Annotated in this window: 27 protein-coding genes; 17 read left to right on the top strand and 10 right to left on the bottom strand. The window is 39.3% G+C overall.

From position 1 onward, the window contains the following. Positions 1-732: 732 nt before the first annotated feature. From tsaD to pdxJ, 3 genes are all read right to left on the bottom strand, one after another. Entirely contained in the window at positions 733-1,755 is a 1,023-nt protein-coding gene (gene tsaD, locus DBU79_RS00820) for a tRNA (adenosine(37)-N6)-threonylcarbamoyltransferase complex transferase subunit TsaD (RefSeq protein ID WP_154411247.1), read from the bottom strand. 63 nt (positions 1,756-1,818) lie between these two features. Continuing rightward, the gene (gene pdxA / locus DBU79_RS00815; RefSeq protein ID WP_154411246.1) at positions 1,819-2,742 is read right to left on the bottom strand and encodes a 4-hydroxythreonine-4-phosphate dehydrogenase; all 924 of its coding nucleotides are present in this window, start codon (positions 2,740-2,742) and stop codon (positions 1,819-1,821) included. A gap of 1 nt (position 2,743) precedes the next feature. Beyond that, positions 2,744-3,532 carry a pyridoxine 5'-phosphate synthase gene (gene pdxJ, locus DBU79_RS00810; protein ID WP_154411245.1) on the bottom strand — a complete coding sequence of 263 codons (789 nt, stop codon included), beginning with the start codon at positions 3,530-3,532 and terminating at the stop codon, positions 2,744-2,746. A gap of 135 nt (positions 3,533-3,667) precedes the next feature. Between pdxJ and wecA the strand changes: the two genes are divergently transcribed. Genes wecA through DBU79_RS00795 form a run of 3 tightly spaced genes read left to right on the top strand, consistent with a single transcriptional unit; the run spans position 3,668 to position 5,712 of the window. Next, on the top strand, positions 3,668-4,678 hold the full coding sequence (gene wecA / locus DBU79_RS00805; RefSeq protein WP_134889834.1) for an undecaprenylphosphate N-acetylglucosaminyl transferase WecA: 1,011 nt from the start codon (positions 3,668-3,670) through the stop codon (positions 4,676-4,678). Further along, positions 4,675-5,271 carry a lipid A 4'-phosphatase gene (lpxF, locus tag DBU79_RS00800; RefSeq protein ID WP_000734118.1) on the top strand — a complete coding sequence of 199 codons (597 nt, stop codon included), beginning with the start codon at positions 4,675-4,677 and terminating at the stop codon, positions 5,269-5,271. Before wecA ends, lpxF begins: the two co-directional genes overlap by 4 nt. A gap of 9 nt (positions 5,272-5,280) precedes the next feature. Continuing rightward, positions 5,281-5,712: a hypothetical protein gene (locus DBU79_RS00795; protein ID WP_154411244.1), complete on the top strand. Its 432-nt coding sequence runs from the start codon at positions 5,281-5,283 to the stop codon at positions 5,710-5,712. 182 nt (positions 5,713-5,894) lie between these two features. Here DBU79_RS00795 and metI read toward each other — a convergent pair whose 3' ends face one another. Genes metI through ribE form a run of 4 tightly spaced genes read right to left on the bottom strand, consistent with a single transcriptional unit; the run spans position 5,895 to position 8,442 of the window. Continuing rightward, positions 5,895-6,542 carry a methionine ABC transporter permease gene (gene metI, locus DBU79_RS00790; protein WP_134889832.1) on the bottom strand — a complete coding sequence of 216 codons (648 nt, stop codon included), beginning with the start codon at positions 6,540-6,542 and terminating at the stop codon, positions 5,895-5,897. A 1-nt stretch (position 6,543) separates the two neighbouring features. Next, a complete protein-coding gene (locus DBU79_RS00785; protein ID WP_134889831.1) occupies positions 6,544-7,527 on the bottom strand; it encodes a methionine ABC transporter ATP-binding protein in 984 nt (327 codons plus the stop codon). A 21-nt stretch (positions 7,528-7,548) separates the two neighbouring features. Then, a complete protein-coding gene (locus DBU79_RS00780) occupies positions 7,549-7,821 on the bottom strand; it encodes a FlhB-like flagellar biosynthesis protein (protein ID WP_001044047.1) in 273 nt (90 codons plus the stop codon). Continuing rightward, positions 7,822-8,442 (bottom strand): riboflavin synthase, encoded by a 621-nt coding sequence (ribE, locus tag DBU79_RS00775; RefSeq protein ID WP_134889830.1) that lies wholly within the window; start codon positions 8,440-8,442, stop codon positions 7,822-7,824. It abuts the gene before it with no gap. 74 nt (positions 8,443-8,516) lie between these two features. Here ribE and DBU79_RS00770 point away from each other — a divergent pair, with 74 nt between their 5' ends. The 9 genes from DBU79_RS00770 (at position 8,517) to mrdA (ending at position 15,879) form a co-directional block, all read left to right on the top strand. Continuing rightward, complete coding sequence (locus DBU79_RS00770) at positions 8,517-9,281, top strand: TatD family hydrolase (RefSeq protein WP_134889829.1); 765 nt, start codon at positions 8,517-8,519, stop codon at positions 9,279-9,281. Positions 9,282-9,369: 88 nt separating this feature from the next. After that, the gene (locus tag DBU79_RS00765) at positions 9,370-10,494 is read left to right on the top strand and encodes a lytic transglycosylase domain-containing protein (RefSeq protein WP_154411243.1); all 1,125 of its coding nucleotides are present in this window, start codon (positions 9,370-9,372) and stop codon (positions 10,492-10,494) included. Then, positions 10,494-11,438, top strand: coding sequence for a septal ring lytic transglycosylase RlpA family protein (locus DBU79_RS00760; protein WP_154411242.1), 945 nt, complete (start codon positions 10,494-10,496; stop codon positions 11,436-11,438). Before DBU79_RS00765 ends, DBU79_RS00760 begins: the two co-directional genes overlap by 1 nt. After that, entirely contained in the window at positions 11,435-11,929 is a 495-nt protein-coding gene (locus tag DBU79_RS00755; protein ID WP_154411241.1) for a KdsC family phosphatase, read from the top strand. The genes DBU79_RS00760 and DBU79_RS00755 overlap by 4 nt, the downstream gene beginning before the upstream one ends. Then, positions 11,904-12,497, top strand: coding sequence for a hypothetical protein (locus DBU79_RS00750; protein ID WP_154411240.1), 594 nt, complete (start codon positions 11,904-11,906; stop codon positions 12,495-12,497). The genes DBU79_RS00755 and DBU79_RS00750 overlap by 26 nt, the downstream gene beginning before the upstream one ends. Further along, positions 12,497-13,054 (top strand): lipopolysaccharide transport periplasmic protein LptA, encoded by a 558-nt coding sequence (lptA, locus tag DBU79_RS00745; RefSeq protein ID WP_154411239.1) that lies wholly within the window; start codon positions 12,497-12,499, stop codon positions 13,052-13,054. Before DBU79_RS00750 ends, lptA begins: the two co-directional genes overlap by 1 nt. After that, complete coding sequence (gene yihA, locus DBU79_RS00740; RefSeq protein ID WP_154411238.1) at positions 13,051-13,677, top strand: ribosome biogenesis GTP-binding protein YihA/YsxC; 627 nt, start codon at positions 13,051-13,053, stop codon at positions 13,675-13,677. The genes lptA and yihA overlap by 4 nt, the downstream gene beginning before the upstream one ends. Before the next feature lie 11 nt (positions 13,678-13,688). Beyond that, positions 13,689-14,132, top strand: coding sequence for a hypothetical protein (locus DBU79_RS00735; protein ID WP_015643507.1), 444 nt, complete (start codon positions 13,689-13,691; stop codon positions 14,130-14,132). After that, positions 14,113-15,879, top strand: a complete 1,767-nt coding sequence (gene mrdA / locus DBU79_RS00730) for a penicillin-binding protein 2 (RefSeq protein ID WP_154411237.1) — start codon at positions 14,113-14,115, stop codon at positions 15,877-15,879. The genes DBU79_RS00735 and mrdA overlap by 20 nt, the downstream gene beginning before the upstream one ends. A gap of 427 nt (positions 15,880-16,306) precedes the next feature. On the opposite strand, the gene DBU79_RS00725 is transcribed toward mrdA, so the two are convergent. Then, on the bottom strand, positions 16,307-17,122 hold the full coding sequence (locus DBU79_RS00725) for a MetQ/NlpA family ABC transporter substrate-binding protein (protein ID WP_154411236.1): 816 nt from the start codon (positions 17,120-17,122) through the stop codon (positions 16,307-16,309). Positions 17,123-17,275: 153 nt separating this feature from the next. Next, a complete protein-coding gene (locus DBU79_RS00720; RefSeq protein WP_100957935.1) occupies positions 17,276-17,872 on the bottom strand; it encodes a peroxiredoxin in 597 nt (198 codons plus the stop codon). Positions 17,873-18,110: 238 nt separating this feature from the next. On the opposite strand from DBU79_RS00720, the gene DBU79_RS00715 reads away from it, so the two are divergent. Continuing rightward, complete coding sequence (locus DBU79_RS00715; protein ID WP_154411235.1) at positions 18,111-19,112, top strand: ABC transporter substrate-binding protein; 1,002 nt, start codon at positions 18,111-18,113, stop codon at positions 19,110-19,112. 21 nt (positions 19,113-19,133) lie between these two features. Here DBU79_RS00715 and DBU79_RS00710 read toward each other — a convergent pair whose 3' ends face one another. Next, positions 19,134-20,300 (bottom strand): FtsW/RodA/SpoVE family cell cycle protein, encoded by a 1,167-nt coding sequence (locus DBU79_RS00710; RefSeq protein ID WP_154411234.1) that lies wholly within the window; start codon positions 20,298-20,300, stop codon positions 19,134-19,136. Positions 20,301-20,442: 142 nt separating this feature from the next. Between DBU79_RS00710 and flgB the strand changes: the two genes are divergently transcribed. From flgB to DBU79_RS07745, 4 genes are all read left to right on the top strand, one after another. Further along, the gene (gene flgB, locus DBU79_RS00705; RefSeq protein ID WP_167599641.1) at positions 20,443-20,913 is read left to right on the top strand and encodes a flagellar basal body rod protein FlgB; all 471 of its coding nucleotides are present in this window, start codon (positions 20,443-20,445) and stop codon (positions 20,911-20,913) included. Positions 20,914-20,925: 12 nt separating this feature from the next. Continuing rightward, positions 20,926-21,411: a flagellar basal body rod protein FlgC gene (flgC, locus tag DBU79_RS00700; protein WP_134890574.1), complete on the top strand. Its 486-nt coding sequence runs from the start codon at positions 20,926-20,928 to the stop codon at positions 21,409-21,411. 127 nt (positions 21,412-21,538) lie between these two features. Then, on the top strand, positions 21,539-21,868 hold the full coding sequence (gene fliE, locus DBU79_RS00695; RefSeq protein ID WP_001147918.1) for a flagellar hook-basal body complex protein FliE: 330 nt from the start codon (positions 21,539-21,541) through the stop codon (positions 21,866-21,868). A 23-nt stretch (positions 21,869-21,891) separates the two neighbouring features. Next, positions 21,892-22,017: a transcriptional regulator gene (locus tag DBU79_RS07745; RefSeq protein WP_134890010.1), complete on the top strand. Its 126-nt coding sequence runs from the start codon at positions 21,892-21,894 to the stop codon at positions 22,015-22,017. The last annotated feature ends 1 nt before the right edge of the window (position 22,018 follow it).

The raw sequence follows: 22,018 nt of genomic DNA, 5'->3' as shown, positions 1-22,018 counted from the left end.
AGATTTAAACCTAGTCTCATGCAGAAATCTTATAAACGCCTTTAGCGTTTGAGATGAATGCGTTAGCACTTTTAAGCATTATAAAAACCTTGTCAGTGGCATTATTTTGATTTTATAAGCGTTTTTACAACAACACGCTTTTCATGAATAAATACGCCAAAATCCAGCTTGAGATCAGTAGTTATAGAAATTCCATTTTACGCTTATCTTATTTAATGGGATTTAGACTAAATAAGGCTATTTTATGGCATAATAAAACATGTGGCAGTGTTTTTGCATGCCATTTGAAACCATTAGCTACCAACCTAATGGTTTGAAGAATAATGCATGCCAAGAAACACACTAAAATCTAAACAAGAAAGGAGTAAGCATGAAGCTGATCATAATCATGACAGGTTAATGGTGCTCGTAACACCACTACACTAAATACAGATCCTTAAGAGTTACCAACTCTTTAAGGATTTTTTAAACTCTTTTTGTGATGGAACTATAATGCAATAATCCTTAATTTAACTTAAATGATAGCGGTTTTGTATAAAATTGTAGATTTGATCCGTATTTAATCTAATAATCTGCCCATAATAAAACAATTCTCGTCAAGCATTTCAAGGCTTTTTGCTTACTCGTTAATTCAGTTTTAATGCGCTTTTATTCAAATTTAATCTCTCAAATACAGATAAAAGATTGATAAATTTTAGGGCGTTTTATCATGCGCTTTCTTTTTGTATCCATTCACTCAAAACTTTTTAACAGCGTTCTTGGCGAAATGTTGGCGTTTTCTAAAGGGACAAAGCGCTTTTTTTGATAAGCCTCTAGGCTTGATCGCCCTATCATGGCGGCATTGTCGCTGCAAAATTCTAAAGGGGCTAAAACAAGCTTGCAATCAAACTCAGCGCACAAATTTTCAAACGCCTTTCTTAACGCCAAATTTTGGCTCGCTCCCCCCACAATGCCAAAAATTTTAGGGTGTTTGATTTTAAAATAGCGTTTAGTTTGCTGGATTAAATGCTCAATAGCCGTGCTTTGAAAATGATAGCCAATCTTTTGCTTGATCGCTTCATTCAAGTTAGGGGCGTTTTTTTCAACCTCCAAACGCACCGCATTTTTTAAACCTGAGAAACTAAAAGCCAGATTCGGGCTGTTTTTTAAAGGGACAGGGAACATTAAAGGCTCGTTTGGATGCGCATAATCAAGGGCTAATTTTTCCACTATGGGGCCTCCTGGATAGCCTAAATCAAGCATTTTTGAAACCTTATCAAAACTCTCCCCAAAGCTATCGTCTAAACTCGTGGCAACGATTTTAATATTCTCATAATCTCTAGCCTCTAAAATTAAAGAATGCCCCCCAGAGACTAGCAGCACGCTTAAAGGCATGCAGGCTTGTTTTTCATTGATAAAGAGCGAATACACATGCCCTCTCAAATGATCTTCTAAAATCAGGGGTAAATTCAAAGACAAGCTCAAGGCTTTTGCCATCATCAAACCTTCTATTAAAGTAACGCTCAAACCTGGCTGATTAGTGATAGCGATGGCTTTAATTTTGGAAAAATCCTTATTCAAGCTTATTTTAATGCGTTCTAATAAAAGCGGTAAATTCTCAGCATGCAAACGCGATGCAAGCTCAGGCACAACGCCTCCATAAGAGCTGTGGTGCTTTTCTTGAGAGATTTTAAAATGAGCGATAAGTTTAGCGTCCTCTATTCTTGTAAGGGCTAAAGAGCTGTCATCGCAAGAACTTTCAATGCTTAAAATCATGTCTTTATCTTTGGGTGGTGTTTTTGCCTGAATTATACTTTGTTGGCTTGTATTTTAAAATCTTTAAGCCAAATATTTAATTGCATTCAAATAGCTTTTGTTGCTCGCTTTGTTTTGATAAGCAATGTCAAACGCTGTGCCGTGGTCAGTGGAGGTGCGTAAAATGGGGGCGTTCAAACTCACATTAATGCTTTCATCAAAATAGAGAGCTTTTAAAGGGGCTAGCCCCACATCATGACTCATGCTCACATAAAAGGGGGTTATCTTTCGTTTATTAGGGGCAAAAGCGCTATCAGCGGGCAGTGGCCCCAAAAAGCATTCAAAGCCCAGCGTTTGGTTGCTCTTTTGAATGGCTTTTAAAATCTTTTCATCTTCTTCCCCAAACAAGCCCTCTTCGCCCGCATGGGGGTTAAAACCACACACTTGAACGATTTGAGCTTGAGTGCTTTTTTGAAACGCTAATAAAAACTTAACTAACGCTTTAACTTGAATGAGTTGAGAAACCGCCCCTAAAGGCACATGGTCGCTAAATAGCCCCACAAAGAGTTTTGAACACCCAAGCATCATAATAATTTGATGATCTTTATAGCGTTGTTTTAAAAAATCGGTATGCCCCACAAAAGGGATTTGAGCTTGTTGCCATGCGAGTTTGTTGATAGGCAAAGTGCAAATGCCATCCACTTCTTTACTATCTGCTAACTCACAAGCCTTTTTAAAACTCTCAAAACTATACGCCCCGCTTTGAGCGCTGACTTTGCCTATCGTGCTAGAGTTTAATAAGGGTAAGGGGGAATGGATAGCGAGCGTGTTAAGCGTTTTAGCTTCATAAGCGTTATGAAGCAATTGATTGGCCCGCTCTAAAAGTTCGCCATCAACAAGATACAACGGCTCACAAAACGCGCTCACTTCCTTATGGCTTTTTAGAATCAATTCTAAGCCTACGCCTTGAATATCCCCGCAACTGATCGCAATTTTCTTTTTAGCCATTTTATCGCTTGATGAGTTGTGCCATTTCTAAAATCGCTTTTTCTAAACCCACTAAAACCGCTTTTGAAATCACGCTATGACCGATATTAAGCTCTCTTAAAGAGGGGATTTTTAACAATTCTTTCACATTAGAATAATTCAACCCATGCCCCGCACACGCCGTGATACCCATAAAAAACGCTTCTTTACTCATTTTTCTTAATTGCAAAAAGGCGTTGTGCAATTCTTCTTTCAATTCTTTAGGGCTTTTGTCTTTGAGTGCGCTAATGGCATGGATTTGATTGTTAGCGTTAGAATATAGAGCGTTGTGCAAATTCGCATACACCCCAGTGTGGAACTCCACTTGCTTGACTTGATGCTCCTTTGCAAAATGCAGGGCGTCTTTTAAAGGATCAACAAACAAAGACACTTCAACGCCTTTATTGTGATACGCTCTAATCACCTCTCCTAACCCCTTTAATGAGCAATCCAACCCCCCCTCTGTCGTAACCTCATTTCTGTTTTCAGGCACGATTGTAACCTTACTCGGCTTATTTTTCAAAGAGCATAAAAAATCAGTGATGGCTGCATTGATAGAGCATTCAATATTGATAGGCAAAGGGCTTATTTCAAGCAATCTCAAAACATCTTCATTTTGAATGTGCCGTTTGTCTTCTCTCAAATGAATGGTGATTAAATCCACTTTGTGGGTGTTTTTAGCGATGAATAGGGCTTCTAAAATCTCAGGCTCATAAGTTTTTCTTATCTCTCTTAAAGTAACAATGTGATCAATGTTCAATCCAAAACGCATGGTTGTCCTTTATTTTATAATAATGATTTTTGAAATTGTAACATAAAACCCACCTCTTACGCCTATAAGATTTTATCATCAAGCTATCTTTTGCTATAATACCCAAAACAAAATGCCAATTAAATCCAATAAAAAGTGTTGTGGGTGCTATATTTTTTAACCAGTTTATTTATTTGCTCGTTGATTATTTTGTGGTCTAAAAAATCCATGCTTTTTGTGGATAACGCTAATAAAATACAAGGCTTTCATCATACAAGAACCCCACGAGCCGGGGGGCTTGGGATCTTTCTTTCTTTTGCGTTGGCTTGTTATTTTGAACCTTTTGAGATGCCTTTTAAGGGGTTTTTTGTTTTTTTGGGTTTGTTATTGGTGTTTTTAAGCGGTTTTTTAGAAGACATTAACCTTTCATTAAGCCCCAAAATACGCCTTATTTTGCAAGCCGTAGGGGTCGTTTGCATCATCTCATCAACGCCTTTAGTGGTGAGCGATTTTTCGCCCCTTTTTAGCTTGCCTTATTTTATCGCTTTTTTATTCGCTATCTTTATGCTGGTGGGTATCAGTAACGCTATTAATATTATTGATGGGTTTAACGGGCTTGCATCAGGGATTTGCGCGATTACTCTTTTAGTCATCCATTATATAGATCCTGGCAGTTTGTCTTGTTTGCTCGCTTACATGGTGCTTGGGTTTATGGTGTTAAATTTCCCTTTAGGAAAGATTTTTTTAGGCGATGGAGGGGCGTATTTTTTGGGCTTGGTGTGCGGGATCTCCCTTTTACATTTGAGTTTAGAGCAAAAAATCAGCGTGTTTTTTGGGCTCAATTTAATGCTTTATCCGGTCATAGAAGTGCTTTTTAGTATCCTAAGGCGCAAAATAAAACGCCAGAAAGCTACCATGCCAGACAACTTGCATTTGCACACCCTTTTATTTAAATTCTTGCAACAACGCTCTTTCAATTACCCTAACCCTTTATGCGCGTTTATCCTTATTCTATGCAACTTGCCTTTTATTTTAATCAGCGTCTTATTCCGCTTAAATTCTTACGCGCTCATTGTCATTAGTCTGGTCTTTATCGCATGCTATTTAATAGGCTATGCTTATTTGAATAGGCAAGTTTGCGCCTTAGAAAAGCGAGCGTTTCAATGAAAAAGCTCAAAGGTCTTTTTTTGATCCTGCTCTTATGGGTATATCCTTTAAGGAGTGAGCCGATCAATGAGGGGGCATACATTTTAGAAGAGATTGGCGATGTGCTCAGGTTTTTGCCTATTTTTGTCGGCACGGTCAGTTTGGCGATGCGCGATTATAGAGGTTTAGGGGAATTAGCGGTCGGCACATTAGTCACTCAAGGAGTGATTTATGGCCTTAAAGGAGCTTTTAGCAACGCCCATAAAGATGGGGCTAGAGTGGAATTTGCCAAACGCCCGTGCTGTAATTCTTGGAGAGGCATGCCAAGCGGGCATGCTGGGGGGGCGTTTAGCGCGGCTGGGTTTGTGTATTACCGCTATGGGTGGAAGCCGGCTCTTCCTGTGATCGCTCTTGCAATCCTCACTGACGCTAGCAGAGTGGTGGCAGGACAACACACGATCTTGCAAGTTACGATCGGCAGCCTTATCGCATGGGGGTTTGCTTATTTATTCACTTCACGCTACAAACCCAAGCAATGGATGCTCTATCCTGAAATCTCTAGCGATTTTAAGGGCAGTAGCCGCTATGGGGTGAGCTTTTCTTATCAATGGTAAAGGGATAAAGTGCTAAAAAAGTTATTACTCATTTTGCTTTTTTTAGGGTTTTTAAGAGTGCAAGGCGAACATTATGAAATCATCGTTGAGCTTTCAAAGGCTTTTTTGAAAGCCAAAGACGCTTTTATTATGATTGATAAAACCTATAAAACCTGTGTTGAAACCGGGCATGATCGCACCCAAATGCGCCTTCAAAGCGCTTTTTTAGAGAACTTATCTCAAACAGAACAGCAATTTGATGATTATTTTGAGAAGGATTTTAAAAGCGTAGAAGTTTTAAAAACCTTGCTTAAAGACATCCAATCGTTAGAAAAAACTTCCAACAAGCTTGCATGCGTTACCCCAAAAAACGCTAAAAATTTTGAAATTTTAGAAGGAGCGATAACGCAAATCATAGACTTAGAAAAACAGATGGATAGATTTATCAATGGCGCAAAATAAAGCCCATTTTGGCATGATGACTTAATTGAATATTGATTGTAAAAAGCTCTAATTCAGTTTGAATGATAACCTTTTTAAAGCGTTCTTTAGAAAGTGGGGTTTTACCATAAACAAAGCGTAAAAATCCCCTTTAAAAAGCGTATTAAAGTTGGCTTTTATTCGTATTTGATGAGAACCAAATCCTAATACTTATGCTTTCTTAGGCGTTTCACCACATAATCCCCCATGCTTTGAATGATTTGCACTAAAACAATAATCACAACCACCGCATAAAAAAGCACATCGCCCCTATAACTTTGATAGCCAATCCTAATGGCTAAATCCCCCAAGCCCCCGGCCCCTAACGCTCCCGCCATAGCCGAATAGCCTATTAAAGAAATTAAGGTGATGGTGATATTATTCACTAAAGAGGGCAGGCTCTCTAAAAGCATCATTTTAATGACTTCCAAATGAGACGCTCCTAAGCTTAAAGTGGTTTCAATCTTGCCATGCTCTACTTCCATTAAAGAATTTTCAAAAAGCTTTGCGACAAAAGGAATGGCTGAAATGGCTAATGGGATAATGCTCGCGCTAGAGCCAATGCTTGTGCCAATCAAAAAGCGCGATAAAGGCAAGAGCAAAATAATGAGAATGATAAAAGGGAAAGAGCGAGTCATGTTGATAGAAGTGTCTAAAATTTTATGCAAAAAGGGTTTGTTTAACAAATGCCCTTTTTTACTCACTAACAATAAAACCCCCAAAGGCAAGCCAAAAACAACCGCCAAAAAGCTCGCCACAAACACCATATAAAGCGTTTCTAGCGTGGCTTGAATGAGCATTTGAGAAATCATTTTAATCCTTTAATTTTTCCACTTGTAAGCCTAAAGCGTTTAAATACTCTAAAGCCCTTTGAATCTCTGCAACACTGCCTAAAAACCGCACCACTAAATACCCTATATCTTTAGTCGTAAGCTCTTCAATATTGCCTGAAATGATGCTCACGTCTATTTTAAAACGCCTGATCAAATTAGAAATGATCGGCTCGTCTAAATGCTCCCCTAAAAACACGATGCGATAAACGTCTTGCGATTTTTGATCCGCATGCTCGTTTTTGATGCCAAGCAATTCTTTAGTAACGGCATGTTTAGGGTTAGCAAAAATTTCTTCCACTGAGCCTCTTTCCACGATTTCGCCACTGCTGATCACACACATTTGATTGCACAATTCTTTAACCACTTCAATTTCATGCGTGATGAAAACGATGCTCAAATCAAACTTTTTTTGAATGCCACTTAAAAGCGTTAAAATAGAATGCGTGGTTTTAGAATCCAAAGCAGATGTGGCTTCATCGCAAAGCAACAAATTAGGGCAATTCGCTAAACTCCTAGCGATCGCCACTCGTTGTTTTTGCCCACCGCTTAGCTGTTTAGGATAAAAATGCATTTTATCTTCTAGCCCCACTAATTCCAACAATTCATGCACCCTGGATTGGATCTTATTTTTTTCCCATCGGGCGATTTCTAGAGCGAAAGCGACATTTTCAAACACATTTTTAGCGCTCAATAAATTGAAATGCTGGAAAATCATGCCTATTTTTTGGCGCGCTTTTTGCAATTCTTTAGGCTTTAACCCCAACAGATTGACCCCATTGACTAAAACTTCGCCAGAACTGGGGCGTTCCAAACAATTGATCAAGCGAATGAGCGTGGATTTCCCCGCCCCTGAATAGCCTATCACGCCTAAAATATCGCCTTTTTTCAATTCCAAATTCACGCCTTTTAAAGCATGAAACCCGTTTTCATAAATCTTTTCAATGTTTTTTAATTCCACTACCATCGTTTTAACTTTACATCCCGATCACTTGGACATTTGCGCGTTATTTTCTACGCTATTGAGCCATAAAAACACTTGCACCACGCTTTCATACAATTCTTCAGGTATCGCGCAATCTAATTCCACTTTTAAAAGCGAATCCACCAGCATGGGGTTAGAAAAGAGCGCTATATCGTATTCTTTAGCTTTTTGAATGATCCTTTTAGCCACTTCACCCACACCGCTTGCGATCACTTTTGGGGCATGATCTTGCCCCATGTTATAGGCTAGAGCGGCGGCTTTTATGGTTTTATTCATCTAATACCCTAAAGTCAAGGCATCAGCCTCATTCCAAGAGAAATTTTTTTCAAACCCTTTTGTTTTTTTCAAAATAGACGCAACGCTGCGGACTAACATGTCCGTTTCAATATTCACGCGCCGTTTGAGTTTATAAGTCTTAAAAAGGGTGTTTTCTAAAGTGTAAGGAATAATCGTTAGCCAAAACCCTTTTTCTTCTACCTTGCTTAAAGTCAAACTCACCCCATCAATGGCGATAGAGCCTTGCTCAACGCACAATAAAAGCGTTTCTTTAGAAGCGCTGATGAAAAAATCCACTTGATTAGAATGCTGAATGATTTTTTCAATCACCCCGATAGCGTCAATATGCCCTTGCACAAAATGCCCGTCTAAACTCGCATCGGCTTTTAAGGCTGGCTCAATATGGACTAAATCCTTGTAATTTTCTAACGCTACGCTGTTTTGGGTTTTTTGGCTCAATTCCACGCTAAAATGCGTTTTTGAACTTTCTATGGCGGTCAAACACGCCCCATTAATTGCAACGCTGTCGCCAAGCTTGGGATTGAGATCGCTCTCTATGCTTAAAATATTGTTTTTAAAACTTTTCACTTTAGCTATTTGATGGATTAGACCGCTGAACATAGTTAATGATTATTTTCCTTATGTTAGAATGCTCAAGTATTGTAACATATTAAATAAAACCACAGGATAGAAGCATGTTTATCGATACGCATTGCCATTTGGATCACAAGGATTATGAAAGCGATTTAGAAGAAGTGTTAAAAGAAAGCCTAGAAAAAGGCGTTACCCAATGCGTGATTCCGGGCGCAGACATGAAAGATTTGAATAGAGCGGTAGCAATTAGCGAAAAATTTGAAGGCGTGTTTTTTGCCATAGGCGCTCACCCTTATGATGTGGAGAGCTTTGATGAAAGCCTGTTTGAAAAGTTTGTCAGTCATCAAAAATGCGTGGCAATAGGCGAATGCGGGCTGGATTACTACCGCTTGCCTGAATTGAATGAAAGAGAAAATTATAAAAGCAAGCAAAAAGAAATTTTTAAAAAACAGATTGAGTTCTCTATCCAACACAACAAGCCCTTGATTATTCATATTAGAGAGGCGAGTTTTGATAGTTTGAATCTTTTAAAAAGCTATCCTGAAGCTTTTGGGGTGTTGCATTGCTTTAACGCTGATAGCATGCTTTTGGAGCTGAGCGATCGTTTTTATTATGGGATAGGGGGGGTTAGCACTTTTAAAAACGCTAAAAGACTGGTAGAGATCCTCCCTAAAATCCCTAAAAACAGGCTTCTTTTAGAAACGGATTCGCCTTATTTGACCCCACACCCTTTTAGAGGCACTAGGAATAGCCCTACTTATATCCCTTTAATCGCTCAAAAAATTGCCGAAATCATCAACATAGAGACTGAAGAGCTCGCTTCTTTAAGTACGCATAACGCCCAAACGCTCTTTAGTTTCCCCTAAAAATAAGGCTGTGTTAGAAAGCGTTATTCAAGTTTAGTTATAATCAAGGCTATTTTAAAAGCTGGATAGCTGTAGTTATTAGGATGTGATGTCAAAAAGAATGAAGTGTTTTAGTCAAAAATGGTTGGTTTTTTTTGTTACCCATTGGCTTTTGTTGGCTTCTTTAGGTCATGCGAAAATGGCTTTTGAATCTAATATTGACACCAAAGCGCTAGAGGCCTTTGGGGTTAATGCGAGCTTTTTATCCCAAATGCCAAACGCTTTAAAAAAAATGAATAAAGAAGAAGAATGGAAAAAGTTAGTCAAAAGATTTGATGTGAATTACCAGTTCATCCCTATCATTAAAAACATGCTCATAGAAGCGAGCGTGCCGCAAGAATTTTTGTTTTTAGCCATGGCAGAGTCTAAATTTTCATCAAGGGCTTATAGTAGGAAAAAAGCGGTAGGGATTTGGCAGTTCATGCCAAGCACGGCTAAAGAATTAGGGCTTAAGGTCAATCATTACATTGATGAAAGAAGAGATCCCATTAAAAGCACTCAAGCAGCGATCACTTATTTGAAACGGCTCTACAAGCAAACCGGGGAGTGGTATTTGGTCGCTATGGCGTATAATTACGGCTTACGCAAGGTTCAAAACGCTATTAAAGCCGCCGGCACTTCAGACATTAAGATTTTGTTGGATGAAGATAAGAAATACCTCCCTAAAGAGACACGAGAGTATATCCGCTCCATTCTAAGCCTGGCGTTGAAATTCAACAGCCTAGACAACCTCAAAGATAAAGAATATCTGCTCAATCGTGGGGCGAGGGTGAGTTTGGTGGGCATCCCGTTTAAAAGGCACACTTCTTTAATCCAAGTGGCCAAAAATTTAAACTTGAGTTTAGAGACCTTAAAATCCTACAACCACCAATTCCGCTATAACATTCTGCCCTCTAAAGACCCAACCTACACCATTTATATCCCTTATGAAAAACTCGCCCTTTTCAAACAACGCCAACTCAAACAAAATAAAAACATTCAAGCCAGTCCTAAAAGCCCTTTCATCACCCATGTGGTCTTGCCTAAAGAAACCTTATCTTCTATCGCTAAACGCTATCAAGTCAGTATTTCCAGTATCCAATTAGCCAATAACCTCAAAGATTCTAATATCTTTATCCACCAACGCTTAATCATCCCTACTAATAAAAAATTACTCGCTACAAGGGAGTTTTAATGGGTTTGGCGTTAAAAAAAGTTTGTTTTTTAGGCGTTATTTTTTTGATTAGCGCTTGTGCGGTTAAAAAAGAGGGAATAAAGAATTTGTCTTATAAGCATGAAAGCTTGCGCGCTTATGAAAACGCTAAAGACTATGATCCGACAACCAAAAAAGCCACCTATAAGCGCAATTTTTTTGAACGCCATTTCAAACACCACTCCGATTCGCAAGATAGCAATACAAAACAACCCCTAGATAACGGCATGCGCGATTCTAGCGCGATCCAAAGAGCCACCATGCGCCCTTATCAAGTGGGGAACAAGTGGTATTACCCCACTAAAGTGGATTTAGGCGAAAAATTTGATGGCATTGCGAGCTGGTATGGCCCCAATTTCCATGCCAAAAAAACCAGTAATGGGGAAATTTATAACATGTATGCCCACACCGCCGCGCACAAGACTTTACCCATGAACACCGTGGTGAAAGTCATCAATGTTGAAAACAATTTAAGCACCATTGTGCGCATCAACGATAGAGGGCCTTTTGTGAGCGATCGCATCATTGATTTATCTAATGCGGCCGCTAGAGATATTGACATGGTTAAAAAAGGCACAGCCAGCGTGCGTCTTATTGTTTTGGGTTTTGGTGGGGTTATCTCCAAGCAATACGAACAATCCTTTAACGCTAACTCTTCAAAGATCTTGCACAAGGAATTTAAAGTCGGCGAGAGCGAAAAAAGCGTGAGCGGAGGGAAATTTTCTTTGCAAATGGGGGCTTTTAGAAACCAAATAGGCGCCCAAACTTTAGCGGATAAATTGCAAGCGGAGAATCCAAATTACAGCGTTAAGGTCGCTTTTAAAGACGATTTGTATAAAGTTTTAGTTCAAGGGTTTCAAAGCGAAGAAGAGGCTAGGGATTTTATGAAAAAATATAACCAGAATGCGGTTTTAACCAGAGAATGATTAAGTTATTGCTTTTAGATGTGGATGGCACGCTCACAGACGGATCGTTGTATTTTGATGAAAATTTTCACGAGATCAAGGCTTTTAATGTCAAAGACGGGCTTGGCATGACGCTATGGCAAAAATTGGGCAAAAAAATCGCTATCATTACAGGAAGAACTTCAATAATGGTCAAAAAACGCATGGAGAGTTTGGGCGTTCAGTTTGTTTTTATGGGCGTTGAAAATAAAGGCGTGGTTGTGGAGCGGCTCAAAAAAGACTTGCAATTAAGTGCACAAGAAATCGCATGCGTAGGCGATGATTATAACGATTTGGGCATGTTTAAAGCATGCACTTTGAGTTTCGCTCCTTTTGATGCGCACCCCTTGCTTAAAAGCAAGGCCTATAAAGTGTTGCAAAATTCAGGGGGCAAGGGGGCTGTTAGGGAAGCGATTGATTATCTTTTAACATTAGAAGGCTTGCAAGATGAAGTGCTCAAGCTTTACCTCTAATAGCGTTTTAAACTTTTTTGTGGTTTTGTCTTTCATCATGATAGGGTTAGTTTTTTTCTTTTTGCGTTCCCAACCCACTAGCGTGGTCTCTAAAGAAGATATCCCTAAAATTGAATTAGAAAATTTTAAAGCGTTCCAAATCAACGATAAAATCCTTGATCTGTCTATAGAAGGCAAAAAAGCTTTGCAATATGATGATCATGAGATCTTTTTTGATTCCAAAATCAAGCGCTATGATGAAGACACCATTGAAAGCGTTGAATCCCCTAAAGCCAAACGGCAGCAGGATTTGTATTTCTTCCCTAATGGGGTTACCTATAAAAGAAGCGATGATTCTAGTTTTTGGAGTGAAACAGGGATTTACAACCATAAAGAGCAAAATTTTAAAGGCAAGGGCCGTTTCATTCTCACTTCAAAGGATAGCAAGGTTGAAGGGCTTGACATTTCTTATTCGCATGCTTTAGCCATTATTGAAGCTCAAAGCATTCAAGCTAATTTATTTTTAGATGAGATCAAACAAAGCCAAAAAGAAAAGAAAAAATTCCCCACTTTTAAAGGAGGGTTTTAATGCGTTGGTGGTGTGTTCTTGTGTGTTGTTTTGGTATTTTAAGCGTGATGAGCGCTCAAAAAACAGATAATAAAGGTTTGAAAAAAGAAAGAGAACTTTTAGAAATTACTGGCAACAAATTTGTAGCGAATGACAAAACAAAAACCGCCGTTATTCAAGGCAATGTGCAGATCAAAAAAGGTAAAGACCGGTTGTTTGCGGATAAGGTGAGCGTGTTTTTAAACGATAAACGAAAGCCAGAGCGCTATGAAGCCACAGGGAACACGCATTTTAACATCTTTACAGAGGATAATCGTGAAATCAGCGGGAGCGCTGACAAGCTCATTTATAACGCGCTGAATGGGGAATACAAATTGTTGCAAAATGCGGTGGTTAGAGAAGTGGGGAAATCCAATGTCATCACCGGTGATGAAATCATTTTAAACAAAACTAAGGGTTATGCTGATGTGTTGGGGAGCGCGAAACGGCCCGCTAAGTTTGTGTTTGATATGGAAGATATTAGTGAAGAAAATCGTAAGGCTAAATTGAAGAAGAAAGGCGCTAAGGAAAAACCATGATCGCCATTAAAGACGCTCATTTTCTCACTTCTTCAAGCCAACTTTTTCAATGCCCCGCAAGCCTGACTTCTGAGATGGTCATTTTAGGGCGCAGCAATGTAGGCAAAAGCACCTTTATTAATACCTTATTGGGGAAAAATCTCGCCAAAAGCTCAGCAACGCCGGGAAAAACCCGCTTAGCGAATTTTTTTTCCACCACTTGGGAAGATAAAGAAAACGCTTTAATAACAACCTTTAATGTGATTGATTTGCCCGGGTTTGGCTACGCTAAAGTTTCTAGAAGCTTGAAAAAAGAATGGGAGGGGTTTTTATGGGAATTGTTGAGCGTTAGAGTTTCTATCAAACTTTTTATCCATTTGATAGACGCACGCCATTTGGATTTAGAAATTGACAAAAACGCTAAAGAAAATATTCAAGCCCTTCTAAGGCCCGATCAAGCCTACCTTTCTCTTTTTACGAAATTTGACAAGTTGAATAAAAACGAGCAACACCGCCTTTTTTTAAACGCTCCTAAACCTTTTTTAATCAACACCACCCATTTTAACGCTCTTTCTTCAAAATACCCAACCCTTGAAATAGTGCGCCAAACCCTTTTGAAATACTTGCTCACCAACCCTTTATAAGCCACAAAACCATGCTCTCTTTAAAACAAGATTCCTTTTTTTTCTTATGTTTAGGGATTTTTGGTTTTTATTTTTATAGCCTTTTAAGAGATTTGATGCCTTTTTTACCCCCGATGATTGGGTTTTTATTCTTGTTTTATGCCAAAAAATACGACCATTTTCTGCCAAGCCTAAGCGTATTTGGTTGTTTGTTTTGGTTTGAAAGCATGCATTTAAAGACTTTAGGCGTTTTAGCCTTGCTGTTTTTAATCTACCACCAAATCGTCTATAAAAACTCTTTAAAGCTTTTTAATGACGGCTTTTTATTCAAAACTTTGCATGTCTTTTTGGTTTATTACCTCTATTTATCGCGCTTTTTTTCGGTGTCTTTGGATTTGAAGATACTCGGTTTTCTCGCTCTTTTTGCTTTAATAGAGAGCGCTTTGTGGGGTTTGTATGAAAAATCTTCGCTATAAGCTTTTACTCTTTGTTTTTGTAGGGTTTTGGGGGTTGTTGGTTTTAAATTTATTTATTCTAAGCGTTAAAAATCAAGAATACTATGAAAAACTGGCCGAACGCAACATGACCAAAAAGGAATTTTTAGTCCCTACAAGAGGCAATATTACAGACAGAAACCATGAGTTTTTAGCCCTTAATGAATTGGTGTTTGGCGTGTTTTTGCCTAGCGGGTTGAAACAAAAAGAGCTTTTAGAAAAAATTGAAATGATCCAAAAGTTTTTCCCTAATTTTTCCAAAGAAACGCTTTTAAACAATTACCAAAAAGAAAATTCGCTTTATAACCACAACCTCATTAAAGTGGTGGGCCTCATTCCTTATACTGCCATGCAATCTCTTTATACCAAACTCATCCAAACTCAAGGCATTTTTGTGCTGCCCTTAGACAAGCGCTACTACCCTAATAACGCTTTAGCTTCGCATGTTTTAGGCTATGTGGGGGTGGCAAGCTTGCAAGATCTAAAAGACGATGAAGAGAATCAATACAGCCAGATTGTGGGCAAAACCGGCATTGAAAAAGAATACAACAAGCTTTTACAAGGCAAGGTGGGCTATAAAATCATGCGTGTCAATGCGCTCAATCAAGAATTAGCCACTTTAGAAGTAGTGCCGCCAAGCGCCAACAACCACTTGCAATTGAGTTTAGACAAACGCTTGCAAAAAGAAGCGGACAAGCTCTTTGAAAATAAAAGGGGGGCTATTTTAGTGATGAACGCCGAAAATGGGGAATTGCTCGTTGCAGGAAGTTACCCTGAATACAATTTGAACGATTTTGTAGGCGGGATCAGTCAAGACAAATGGCAAAAACTTCAAGATGATATTTATAACCCCTTATTAAACCGCTTCGCTAACGCTTTGTATCCGCCGGGATCTGTGGTTAAAATGGGCGTGGGGTTGAGCTTTTTAGAAAACCTTCATATCACAGAAAACACCACCATACCCACCCCGCCTTTTATTGAAGTGGGTAAGCGCAAATTCAGAGACTGGAAAAAAACAGGGCATGGCAATTCTAATTTGTATAAAGCCATTAGGGAGTCCGTGGATGTGTATTTTTATAAGTTTGGGCTTGAAATCTCTATAGAAAAACTCTCTAAAACCTTAAGGGAAGTGGGTTTTGGGGAAAAAACGGGCGTTGATTTGCCGAATGAATTTGTGGGGATTGTGCCGGATAATTTGTGGAAACTCAAACGCTTCAATCAGGATTGGCGCGTTGGGGACACGCTCATTACCGCTATTGGGCAAGGCTCTTTTTTAGCCACGCCTTTGCAAGTGCTAGCCTACACGGGACTCATTGCGATAGGCAAACTGGCAACGCCTCATTTTGCTATCAACAACCAACAGCCGCTCAAAGACCCCCTGAATAGTTTTCAAAAAAAGAAGCTCCAAGCCTTGCGCGTGGGCATGTATGAAGTGTGTAACCATAAAGACGGCACCGCTTATCATTCCACAAGGGGTTCTAAGGTTACTTTAGCGTGCAAGACCGGCACCGCGCAAGTCGTGGAAATCGCTCAAAACATCGTCAATCGCATGAAAGAAAAGGATATGGAATATTTCCATCGATCCCATGCGTGGATTACCGCATTTTTGCCTTATGAAAAACCCAAATACGCTATCACGATTTTAGTAGAACATGGGGAAGGGGGGTCAAAACTAGGGGGCTTGTTAGTGAAAATGAGCAATAAACTCTATGAGCTTGGCTATCTTTAATAAAATTCTAAATCTTTTCAAAAACGCATTACCCTCTAAACGCTAAAAACCAGCCAGCTTGTTTCCAAACTTGTTTCAGTGCTCTATAACTCAGTCTAATGGTTTTAAAACTGGCTTTTATTGGAAAAATTCTAAAAGCGTAACTTCAATGAGATTTAGGCTTGCTGTATGTTTGGCTTGGTTCTAATCGCATATTGACAGCTAAAGCCTTGTTTAATCTTTTAAAGGGAGATAGGGGGGTTATTTTGCACCATTTCCCCCTTTAAGAAATAACGCTTTTAAGAAATTGCCGCTTGATTAGTGCAAGCTCTTTTCGTTTTATTTTAAAAATACTCTTAGCGTTTTTAATACTCAATAAGAAAAGAACTTTTGATTAGCGCCTAAAGTCCCCATTCATCTTAAAGATGAATTTTATCCAACAAATGGCTTAAAAAGCCGGGATAATCGCCCCTTTATAAGTATCCAAAATGAATTTCCTGGTCTTTTCACTTTGTAAGGCTTCAATCAGCGCTTTTATGGCTTCATCTTGCACGTTGTCCTCACGAGTGGCTATTAGATTGGCATAAGGCGAGTCCTTGTCTTCTGAAAATAAGGCTCCGGTGAGTTTCGCTTGCAAGGCATAATTCCCTGTTATGATGGCCCCATCCACATCCCCTAAAACTTTAGGCAATAGCGCGGCTTCTAAAGGCTTGATTTTGATATTGTAAGGATTTTTGACAATATCAAACTCCGTAGCGTATAGATTGCTTGGGTCTTTGAGGGCGATAAGGCCTTGTTTATGGAGTAAAATCAACGCCCTGCCTTGATTGGCCGGATCATTTGGCACGGCAATCACTGATCCTTTTTTAAGGTTTTTAATGTCTGTGATTTTTTGAGAATAAAATCTTAAAGGCTCCACATGGATATTGGCCAAACCAACAAGGTGCATTTTTCTGTCCAAATTAAACCGATCCAAATAAGGGCGGTGCTGGAAGTAATTCGCGTCTAAAGAGCCGTCATTGAGCGCTAAATTAGGCAACACATAATCGGTAAAAGACACGATCACTAATTTGATCCCTTTCTCTTTCAAATCGTCCACGACTGATTGCAAGATTTGCGCATGCGGCACAGGGTTAGCGCCCACTTTAAGCTCACGAGTGATTTTGTGGTCTTCTTTTTTTTCTTTGTGGTGTTTGGCGTCTAAAAGGTTAAAAAAACCTAAAACAATAGCCGTTACGCAAATAATACGCTTGAATATGTTCATAAAAAACCCTTTATTAAAAAAATTAATTCAAAAATTCAAAAATTATAAAAAGATAAAACGATACGAAAATCTTAGAAACTGGCAAAGAATAAAAAGAAAAGGATTCAACCAAGAAAAACGAAGTTTCTCTTGATCAAACAGCGAATTAAACCATTAAAGGTTAATGGAATTTTCTTTAAGATATTCTGCAACGCCTTGATGAGTCGCTTTCATGCCTTTATCGCCTTTTCTCCAGCCTGCTGGGCATACTTCACCGTGTTCTTCAAAGTGTAAGAGAGCGTCTACCATGCGAAGCATTTCATCTGCATTCCTACCTAATGGCAAGTCATTGATCACTGCATGTCTTACTTTCATGTTTTTGTCAATCAAAAAAGCCCCTCTCAAAGCGATCGCTTCTTCAAACAACACATCATAGTCTCTAGAAATGCTCTTAGTAATATCAGCCACCATGGGGAAAGTTACTTGACCAATACCGCCTTTTTCTACAGGGGTGTTTTTCCATGCATAATGGACTTGCTCGCTGTCAATAGACACGCCAATCACATTAAAGCCTTTTTCGTGGAAGTCTTTCACTCTTTTGTCAAACGCAATGATTTCTGTAGGGCATACAAAAGTAAAATCTTTTGGCCAAAAGAAAAGAATCGCACCGCTCTTACCTAAATTTTTGGAAAGCTCAAAGTGTTCATCAACCTCATTGTTTCCTAAAACGGCAGGCGCTTTAAAATCGGGGGCAAGTTTTGTAACTAACATATACAACTCCTTAGTGTTATTAAAATTTTGTTGGATCAAAATTAAACCTGAACAGATTTAATTTTATTATGCTTTCCACTCAATCAGCGGAAACATGGTGGAGTATATTCTTAAAAAGTTAATGAAAAGATATTTCCTTTTAAATTTTAAGATTTTGTGAAAAAAAGTTTCATTTTTACTGCTTGTATTTCCTTAATGGTGTTATAATCGCTTCATAAATCATACGAAAGGAATTGTTATGTTAATCGCTCGCTTTAAAAAAGCTTTAATTTCTTATTCTTTAGGGGCACTTCTTGTTTCATCGTTATTAGGCGTGGCTAACGCTTCTAATCAAGAAATCCAAGTCAAGGATTATTTTGGGGAGCAAACCATAAAGCTTCCTGTTTCTAAAATAATCTACTTGGGTAGCTTTGCAGAAGTGCCTGCCATGTTCAATACTTGGGATAGGGTCGTGGGCATTTCGGATTACGCTTTTAAATCTGATATTGTTAAAGCCACTCTCAAAGATCCTAATCGCATTAAATCCATGAGCAGTGATCATGTGGCGGCGTTGAATGTGGAGCTTTTAAAAAAGCTTAGCCCCGATCTTGTGGTAACCTTTGTGGGCAACCCTAAAGCGGTAGAGCATGCGAAAAAATTTGGTATATCATTCCTTTCTTTCCAAGAAAAAACCATTGCAGAAGTCATGGAAGATATTGACGCTCAAGCTAAAGCCTTAGAAGTTGATGCTTCTAAAAAATTCGCCAAAATGCAAGAAACTTTGGATTTTATTAAAGAGCGTTTGAAGAATGTTAAAAACAAAAAGGGCGTGGAGCTTTTCCATAAAGCCAATAAAATCAGCGGCCATCAAGCCCTCGATTCAGATATTTTAGAAAAAGGGGGCATAGATAATTTTGGCTTGAAATACGTTAAGTTTGGACGTGCTGACATTAGCGTGGAAAAAATCGTTAAAGAAAACCCTGAGATTATCTTTATTTGGTGGATAAGCCCGCTTAGCCCTGAAGATGTGTTAAACAACCCCAAATTTGCTACTATCAAAGCTATCAAAAACAAGCAAGTTTATAAACTCCCCACAATGGATATTGGCGGTCCTAGAGCCCCACTCATTAGCTTGTATATCGCTTTAAAAGCCCATCCTGAAGCCTTTAAGGGCGTGGATATTAATGCGATAGTCAAAGATTATTATAAGGTGGTTTTTGATTTGAATGACGCAGAAGTTGAACCCTTTTTATGGCACTAATCTTTAAAAGGGCTAGGCTTTTTAGCCCTTCGTGTATCGCGCTAGGCTTAGAACAAGCCCTATAGCGATACAATTCGCTAAAAGCGAACTCCCTCCATAGCTCAAAAACGGCACCGCTAGGCCTTTAACCGGAAGAATTCCGCCCACCCCAAAAGCATTAATCACCAAAGAAAAACTGATAAGCAGCACCACGCCCACGCAAAATAGCGAATATTTTGGCTCTTTCAAGCGGTTAGCGATCCTAAAAATCAAAACAATCAAAACAGAAAACAAAATAAAACAAACGCATAACCCCAAAAACCCCCATTCTTCGGCGATCCCAGCTAAAACCATATCTGTATGCACTTCGCTTAAAAACCCGAGCTTGATTTGCCCTAGCCCAAGCCCTTGCCCCAAAAACCCCCCATTATGCATGGCATTGCCTGCATGAAAGACCTGATAGGATTCGGGCAAGTCGCTTATTCTAAGAGCGTTCGCTAATCTATCCGGCAAAAGCGTGAAAAGTGAGTTTTGCAAATTAGACCACCACAATTTCAGGCGTAAAATCCTATGCTCGCTTGTAACAATCGCTAAAACACTGATCGCAAACGCCCCTGAAATAATCAAGCCAAACAAATGCGCACTCCCCCCAGAAAAAACCAATAACACCGCTAAAACCGCCCCCAAAAGAACAATCTGCCCCAAATCGTTTTGCAAAACCCCCACCCCAATCGCTAAGGCCACAAACACCACCGAATAAGGCACAAAAGTGATCAGTTCTTCTTTGACATTAGCCTTTTCTTTTGCCACAAAGGTGCGAGACAAACTCCACGCAAGAAAAAAGGTGAAACCAATCTTTAAAAACTCCAAAGGCGCTAGAGAGAAAAACCCCAAACGGATCCAACGCTTCGCCCCCCCTGCGCTGCTAGAAAGGCTTTCTGGCAAAAAAAACATGCCAATAATGAGTAATGGTGGGATAAAAAGAAGAAAAAACCCCAAACGGCTAAACCACTTGCTAGGATCAACCCTAGACAACCCCCACATGATGACAATCCCTATGATTGCACCCACAAGCTGGCGTATGAAAAAATGGAATTCCCCATAATGATACAGCACCACTGTGGTGTAAGTTGAGAGCGAATAGCTCATCAATACCCCCAAAAAAATCAATAGCGAAGCGCAAAAAAACAGGTTTCTGTCTGTAGTCATTAGGATTTCCTTATTTTGGTTTTTGAATAGGCGTTCTCTTAAGGTATTTTAGGGGTATTTTACACTATAATGGCTCCAAATTGGCTTATCGCTCAAGCTTAAGCATGTTTTATTCTTTGATGAGAAGCGAGCTGATTTTGGAATGATTTTTGCATGCTTTAATTTGCAAGGGTTTAAAAAAGGGGTTTTGATGGATTTTTCTAAAGCGTTTGGATTGGTTTATAAAGCACTAGATTATAGGGCTTTAAGGCAAGATATGATCGCTTCTAACATCGCTAATGTGGATACCCCCTTTTACAGGCCAAAGGATTTGGATTTTGAAAGCGTTTTAGCAAAGAAAAAAGCAGAAATTTTTGAAAACCAATCCAGTAAAGTTTTGCCTTTAGCCCACACTAACCCTAGGCATTTAGACTTTGAAAATAGCGCTAAAGATGGGGCGAGCCTTTTTTTTAGAGACGGGCATTTGGCTAAAAATGATGGCAACAGCGTGGATTTAGACATAGAAACGAGTGAAATGGGCAAGAACTCTACCATGTATTTAGCCTTGAGTTCAGCCTTAAAAAAGTATCGAGGCGTGATCAATTACGCCATTGATTCCAGTAAGAATTTATAGTTAAGGGAAAGCATGTTTTTATCTTCTTTTGATATTAGCGGTTATGGTTTGTCCGCCCAACGCTTAAGGGCTAATTTGATTTCTTCTAATATCGCTAACGCTAACACCACGCGCACGAGCGAAGGAGGTCCTTATAGGAGGCAAGAAGCAGTGTTTAGGGCTTTTGATTTCAACGAGATTTTAAACCAAAAAATCGCCCAAAACAATCAAATTATCCCCTATGAAGACCCCTTAGATGAAGGCGATGACAACCCATTAATCCCCATTACAAGCGTGGTGGTGGATAAGATTGTGCGCGATGATAGCGAGCCGTTAATGAAATACGATCCCAGCCACCCTGACGCTAACGCTCAAGGCTATGTGGCTTACCCCAATGTGAATGCGGTGGTTGAAATGGCGGACTTAGTGGAAGCGACTAGAGCCTATCAGGCTAATGTTGCAGCCTTTCAAAGCGCTAAAAACATGGCGCAAAACGCGATTAGTATGTTACAAACATGAACGATTTTCAACAATTTATGGTAGTATAAGAAAATTTAGGTAGTATTAGCCAAAGATCAGTAGAATACAGAAATGAATAAGATATTTAATAGAGTTAAATTTTTAAAAAAGAGCTTAAGGAGGTTCTATGCAAGCCATACACAATGATAAAAGCTTATTGAGTCCTTTCTCTGAGCTTAACACGGACAACAGGACTAAAAGAGAAGAATCGGGTAGCACTTTCAAAGAACAAAAAGGTGGGGAGTTTTCTAAACTCTTAAAACAATCTATCAATGAGCTTAACAACACTCAAGAGCAATCTGATAAAGCCTTAGCGGATATGGCGACAGGGCAAATCAAAGACTTGCACCAAGCGGCTATCGCCATAGGGAAGGCTGAAACGAGCATGAAACTCATGCTTGAAGTGCGCAACAAAGCGATTAGCGCTTATAAAGAGCTTTTAAGAACGCAGATCTAGTCTCTTAAGGGGCTTCTCTTTAAATGATCGCTTGGTCCTTTTTAAAGAGAGGGTTTGTTGTTCCTACACCCCATTTTAACAGATTTTGCCATCAAAAATTCATGCTCTCATGCGTTGTGAAAAACCGAAGCTACGCCATTTTCAAGTAAG

The sequence above is a fragment of the Helicobacter pylori genome, assembly GCF_009689985.1.
Classification (GTDB): domain Bacteria; phylum Campylobacterota; class Campylobacteria; order Campylobacterales; family Helicobacteraceae; genus Helicobacter; species Helicobacter pylori_CG.
Note: the sequence above shows the minus strand (reverse complement) of the source record. Positions and strands in the feature narration are given on the sequence as shown.

Excerpts from the sequence above, each read along its gene's own strand:
- DBU79_RS00715 (WP_154411235.1), top strand. The coding sequence starts at position 18,111 with ATGTTAATCGCTCGCTTTAAAAAAGCTTTAATTTCTTATTCTTTAGGG.
- DBU79_RS00755 (WP_154411241.1), top strand. The coding sequence starts at position 11,435 with ATGATTAAGTTATTGCTTTTAGATGTGGATGGCACGCTCACAGACGGA.
- pdxJ (WP_154411245.1), bottom strand. The coding sequence starts at position 3,532 with ATGCGTTTTGGATTGAACATTGATCACATTGTTACTTTAAGAGAGATA.
- flgC (WP_134890574.1), top strand. The coding sequence starts at position 20,926 with ATGTTTTTATCTTCTTTTGATATTAGCGGTTATGGTTTGTCCGCCCAA.
- metI (WP_134889832.1), bottom strand. The coding sequence starts at position 6,542 with ATGATTTCTCAAATGCTCATTCAAGCCACGCTAGAAACGCTTTATATG.
- DBU79_RS00785 (WP_134889831.1), bottom strand. The coding sequence starts at position 7,527 with ATGGTAGTGGAATTAAAAAACATTGAAAAGATTTATGAAAACGGGTTT.
- DBU79_RS00725 (WP_154411236.1), bottom strand. The coding sequence starts at position 17,122 with ATGAACATATTCAAGCGTATTATTTGCGTAACGGCTATTGTTTTAGGT.
- yihA (WP_154411238.1), top strand. The coding sequence starts at position 13,051 with ATGATCGCCATTAAAGACGCTCATTTTCTCACTTCTTCAAGCCAACTT.
- fliE (WP_001147918.1), top strand. The coding sequence starts at position 21,539 with ATGCAAGCCATACACAATGATAAAAGCTTATTGAGTCCTTTCTCTGAG.
- DBU79_RS00770 (WP_134889829.1), top strand. The coding sequence starts at position 8,517 with ATGTTTATCGATACGCATTGCCATTTGGATCACAAGGATTATGAAAGC.
- DBU79_RS07745 (WP_134890010.1), top strand. The coding sequence starts at position 21,892 with ATGATCGCTTGGTCCTTTTTAAAGAGAGGGTTTGTTGTTCCTACACCC.
- DBU79_RS00765 (WP_154411243.1), top strand. The coding sequence starts at position 9,370 with ATGTCAAAAAGAATGAAGTGTTTTAGTCAAAAATGGTTGGTTTTTTTT.
- lpxF (WP_000734118.1), top strand. The coding sequence starts at position 4,675 with ATGAAAAAGCTCAAAGGTCTTTTTTTGATCCTGCTCTTATGGGTATAT.
- DBU79_RS00750 (WP_154411240.1), top strand. The coding sequence starts at position 11,904 with ATGAAGTGCTCAAGCTTTACCTCTAATAGCGTTTTAAACTTTTTTGTG.
- DBU79_RS00780 (WP_001044047.1), bottom strand. The coding sequence starts at position 7,821 with ATGAATAAAACCATAAAAGCCGCCGCTCTAGCCTATAACATGGGGCAA.
- DBU79_RS00760 (WP_154411242.1), top strand. The coding sequence starts at position 10,494 with ATGGGTTTGGCGTTAAAAAAAGTTTGTTTTTTAGGCGTTATTTTTTTG.
- DBU79_RS00720 (WP_100957935.1), bottom strand. The coding sequence starts at position 17,872 with ATGTTAGTTACAAAACTTGCCCCCGATTTTAAAGCGCCTGCCGTTTTA.
- DBU79_RS00735 (WP_015643507.1), top strand. The coding sequence starts at position 13,689 with ATGCTCTCTTTAAAACAAGATTCCTTTTTTTTCTTATGTTTAGGGATT.
- flgB (WP_167599641.1), top strand. The coding sequence starts at position 20,443 with ATGATTTTTGCATGCTTTAATTTGCAAGGGTTTAAAAAAGGGGTTTTG.
- lptA (WP_154411239.1), top strand. The coding sequence starts at position 12,497 with ATGCGTTGGTGGTGTGTTCTTGTGTGTTGTTTTGGTATTTTAAGCGTG.
- mrdA (WP_154411237.1), top strand. The coding sequence starts at position 14,113 with ATGAAAAATCTTCGCTATAAGCTTTTACTCTTTGTTTTTGTAGGGTTT.
- pdxA (WP_154411246.1), bottom strand. The coding sequence starts at position 2,742 with ATGGCTAAAAAGAAAATTGCGATCAGTTGCGGGGATATTCAAGGCGTA.
- DBU79_RS00710 (WP_154411234.1), bottom strand. The coding sequence starts at position 20,300 with ATGACTACAGACAGAAACCTGTTTTTTTGCGCTTCGCTATTGATTTTT.
- ribE (WP_134889830.1), bottom strand. The coding sequence starts at position 8,442 with ATGTTCAGCGGTCTAATCCATCAAATAGCTAAAGTGAAAAGTTTTAAA.
- tsaD (WP_154411247.1), bottom strand. The coding sequence starts at position 1,755 with ATGATTTTAAGCATTGAAAGTTCTTGCGATGACAGCTCTTTAGCCCTT.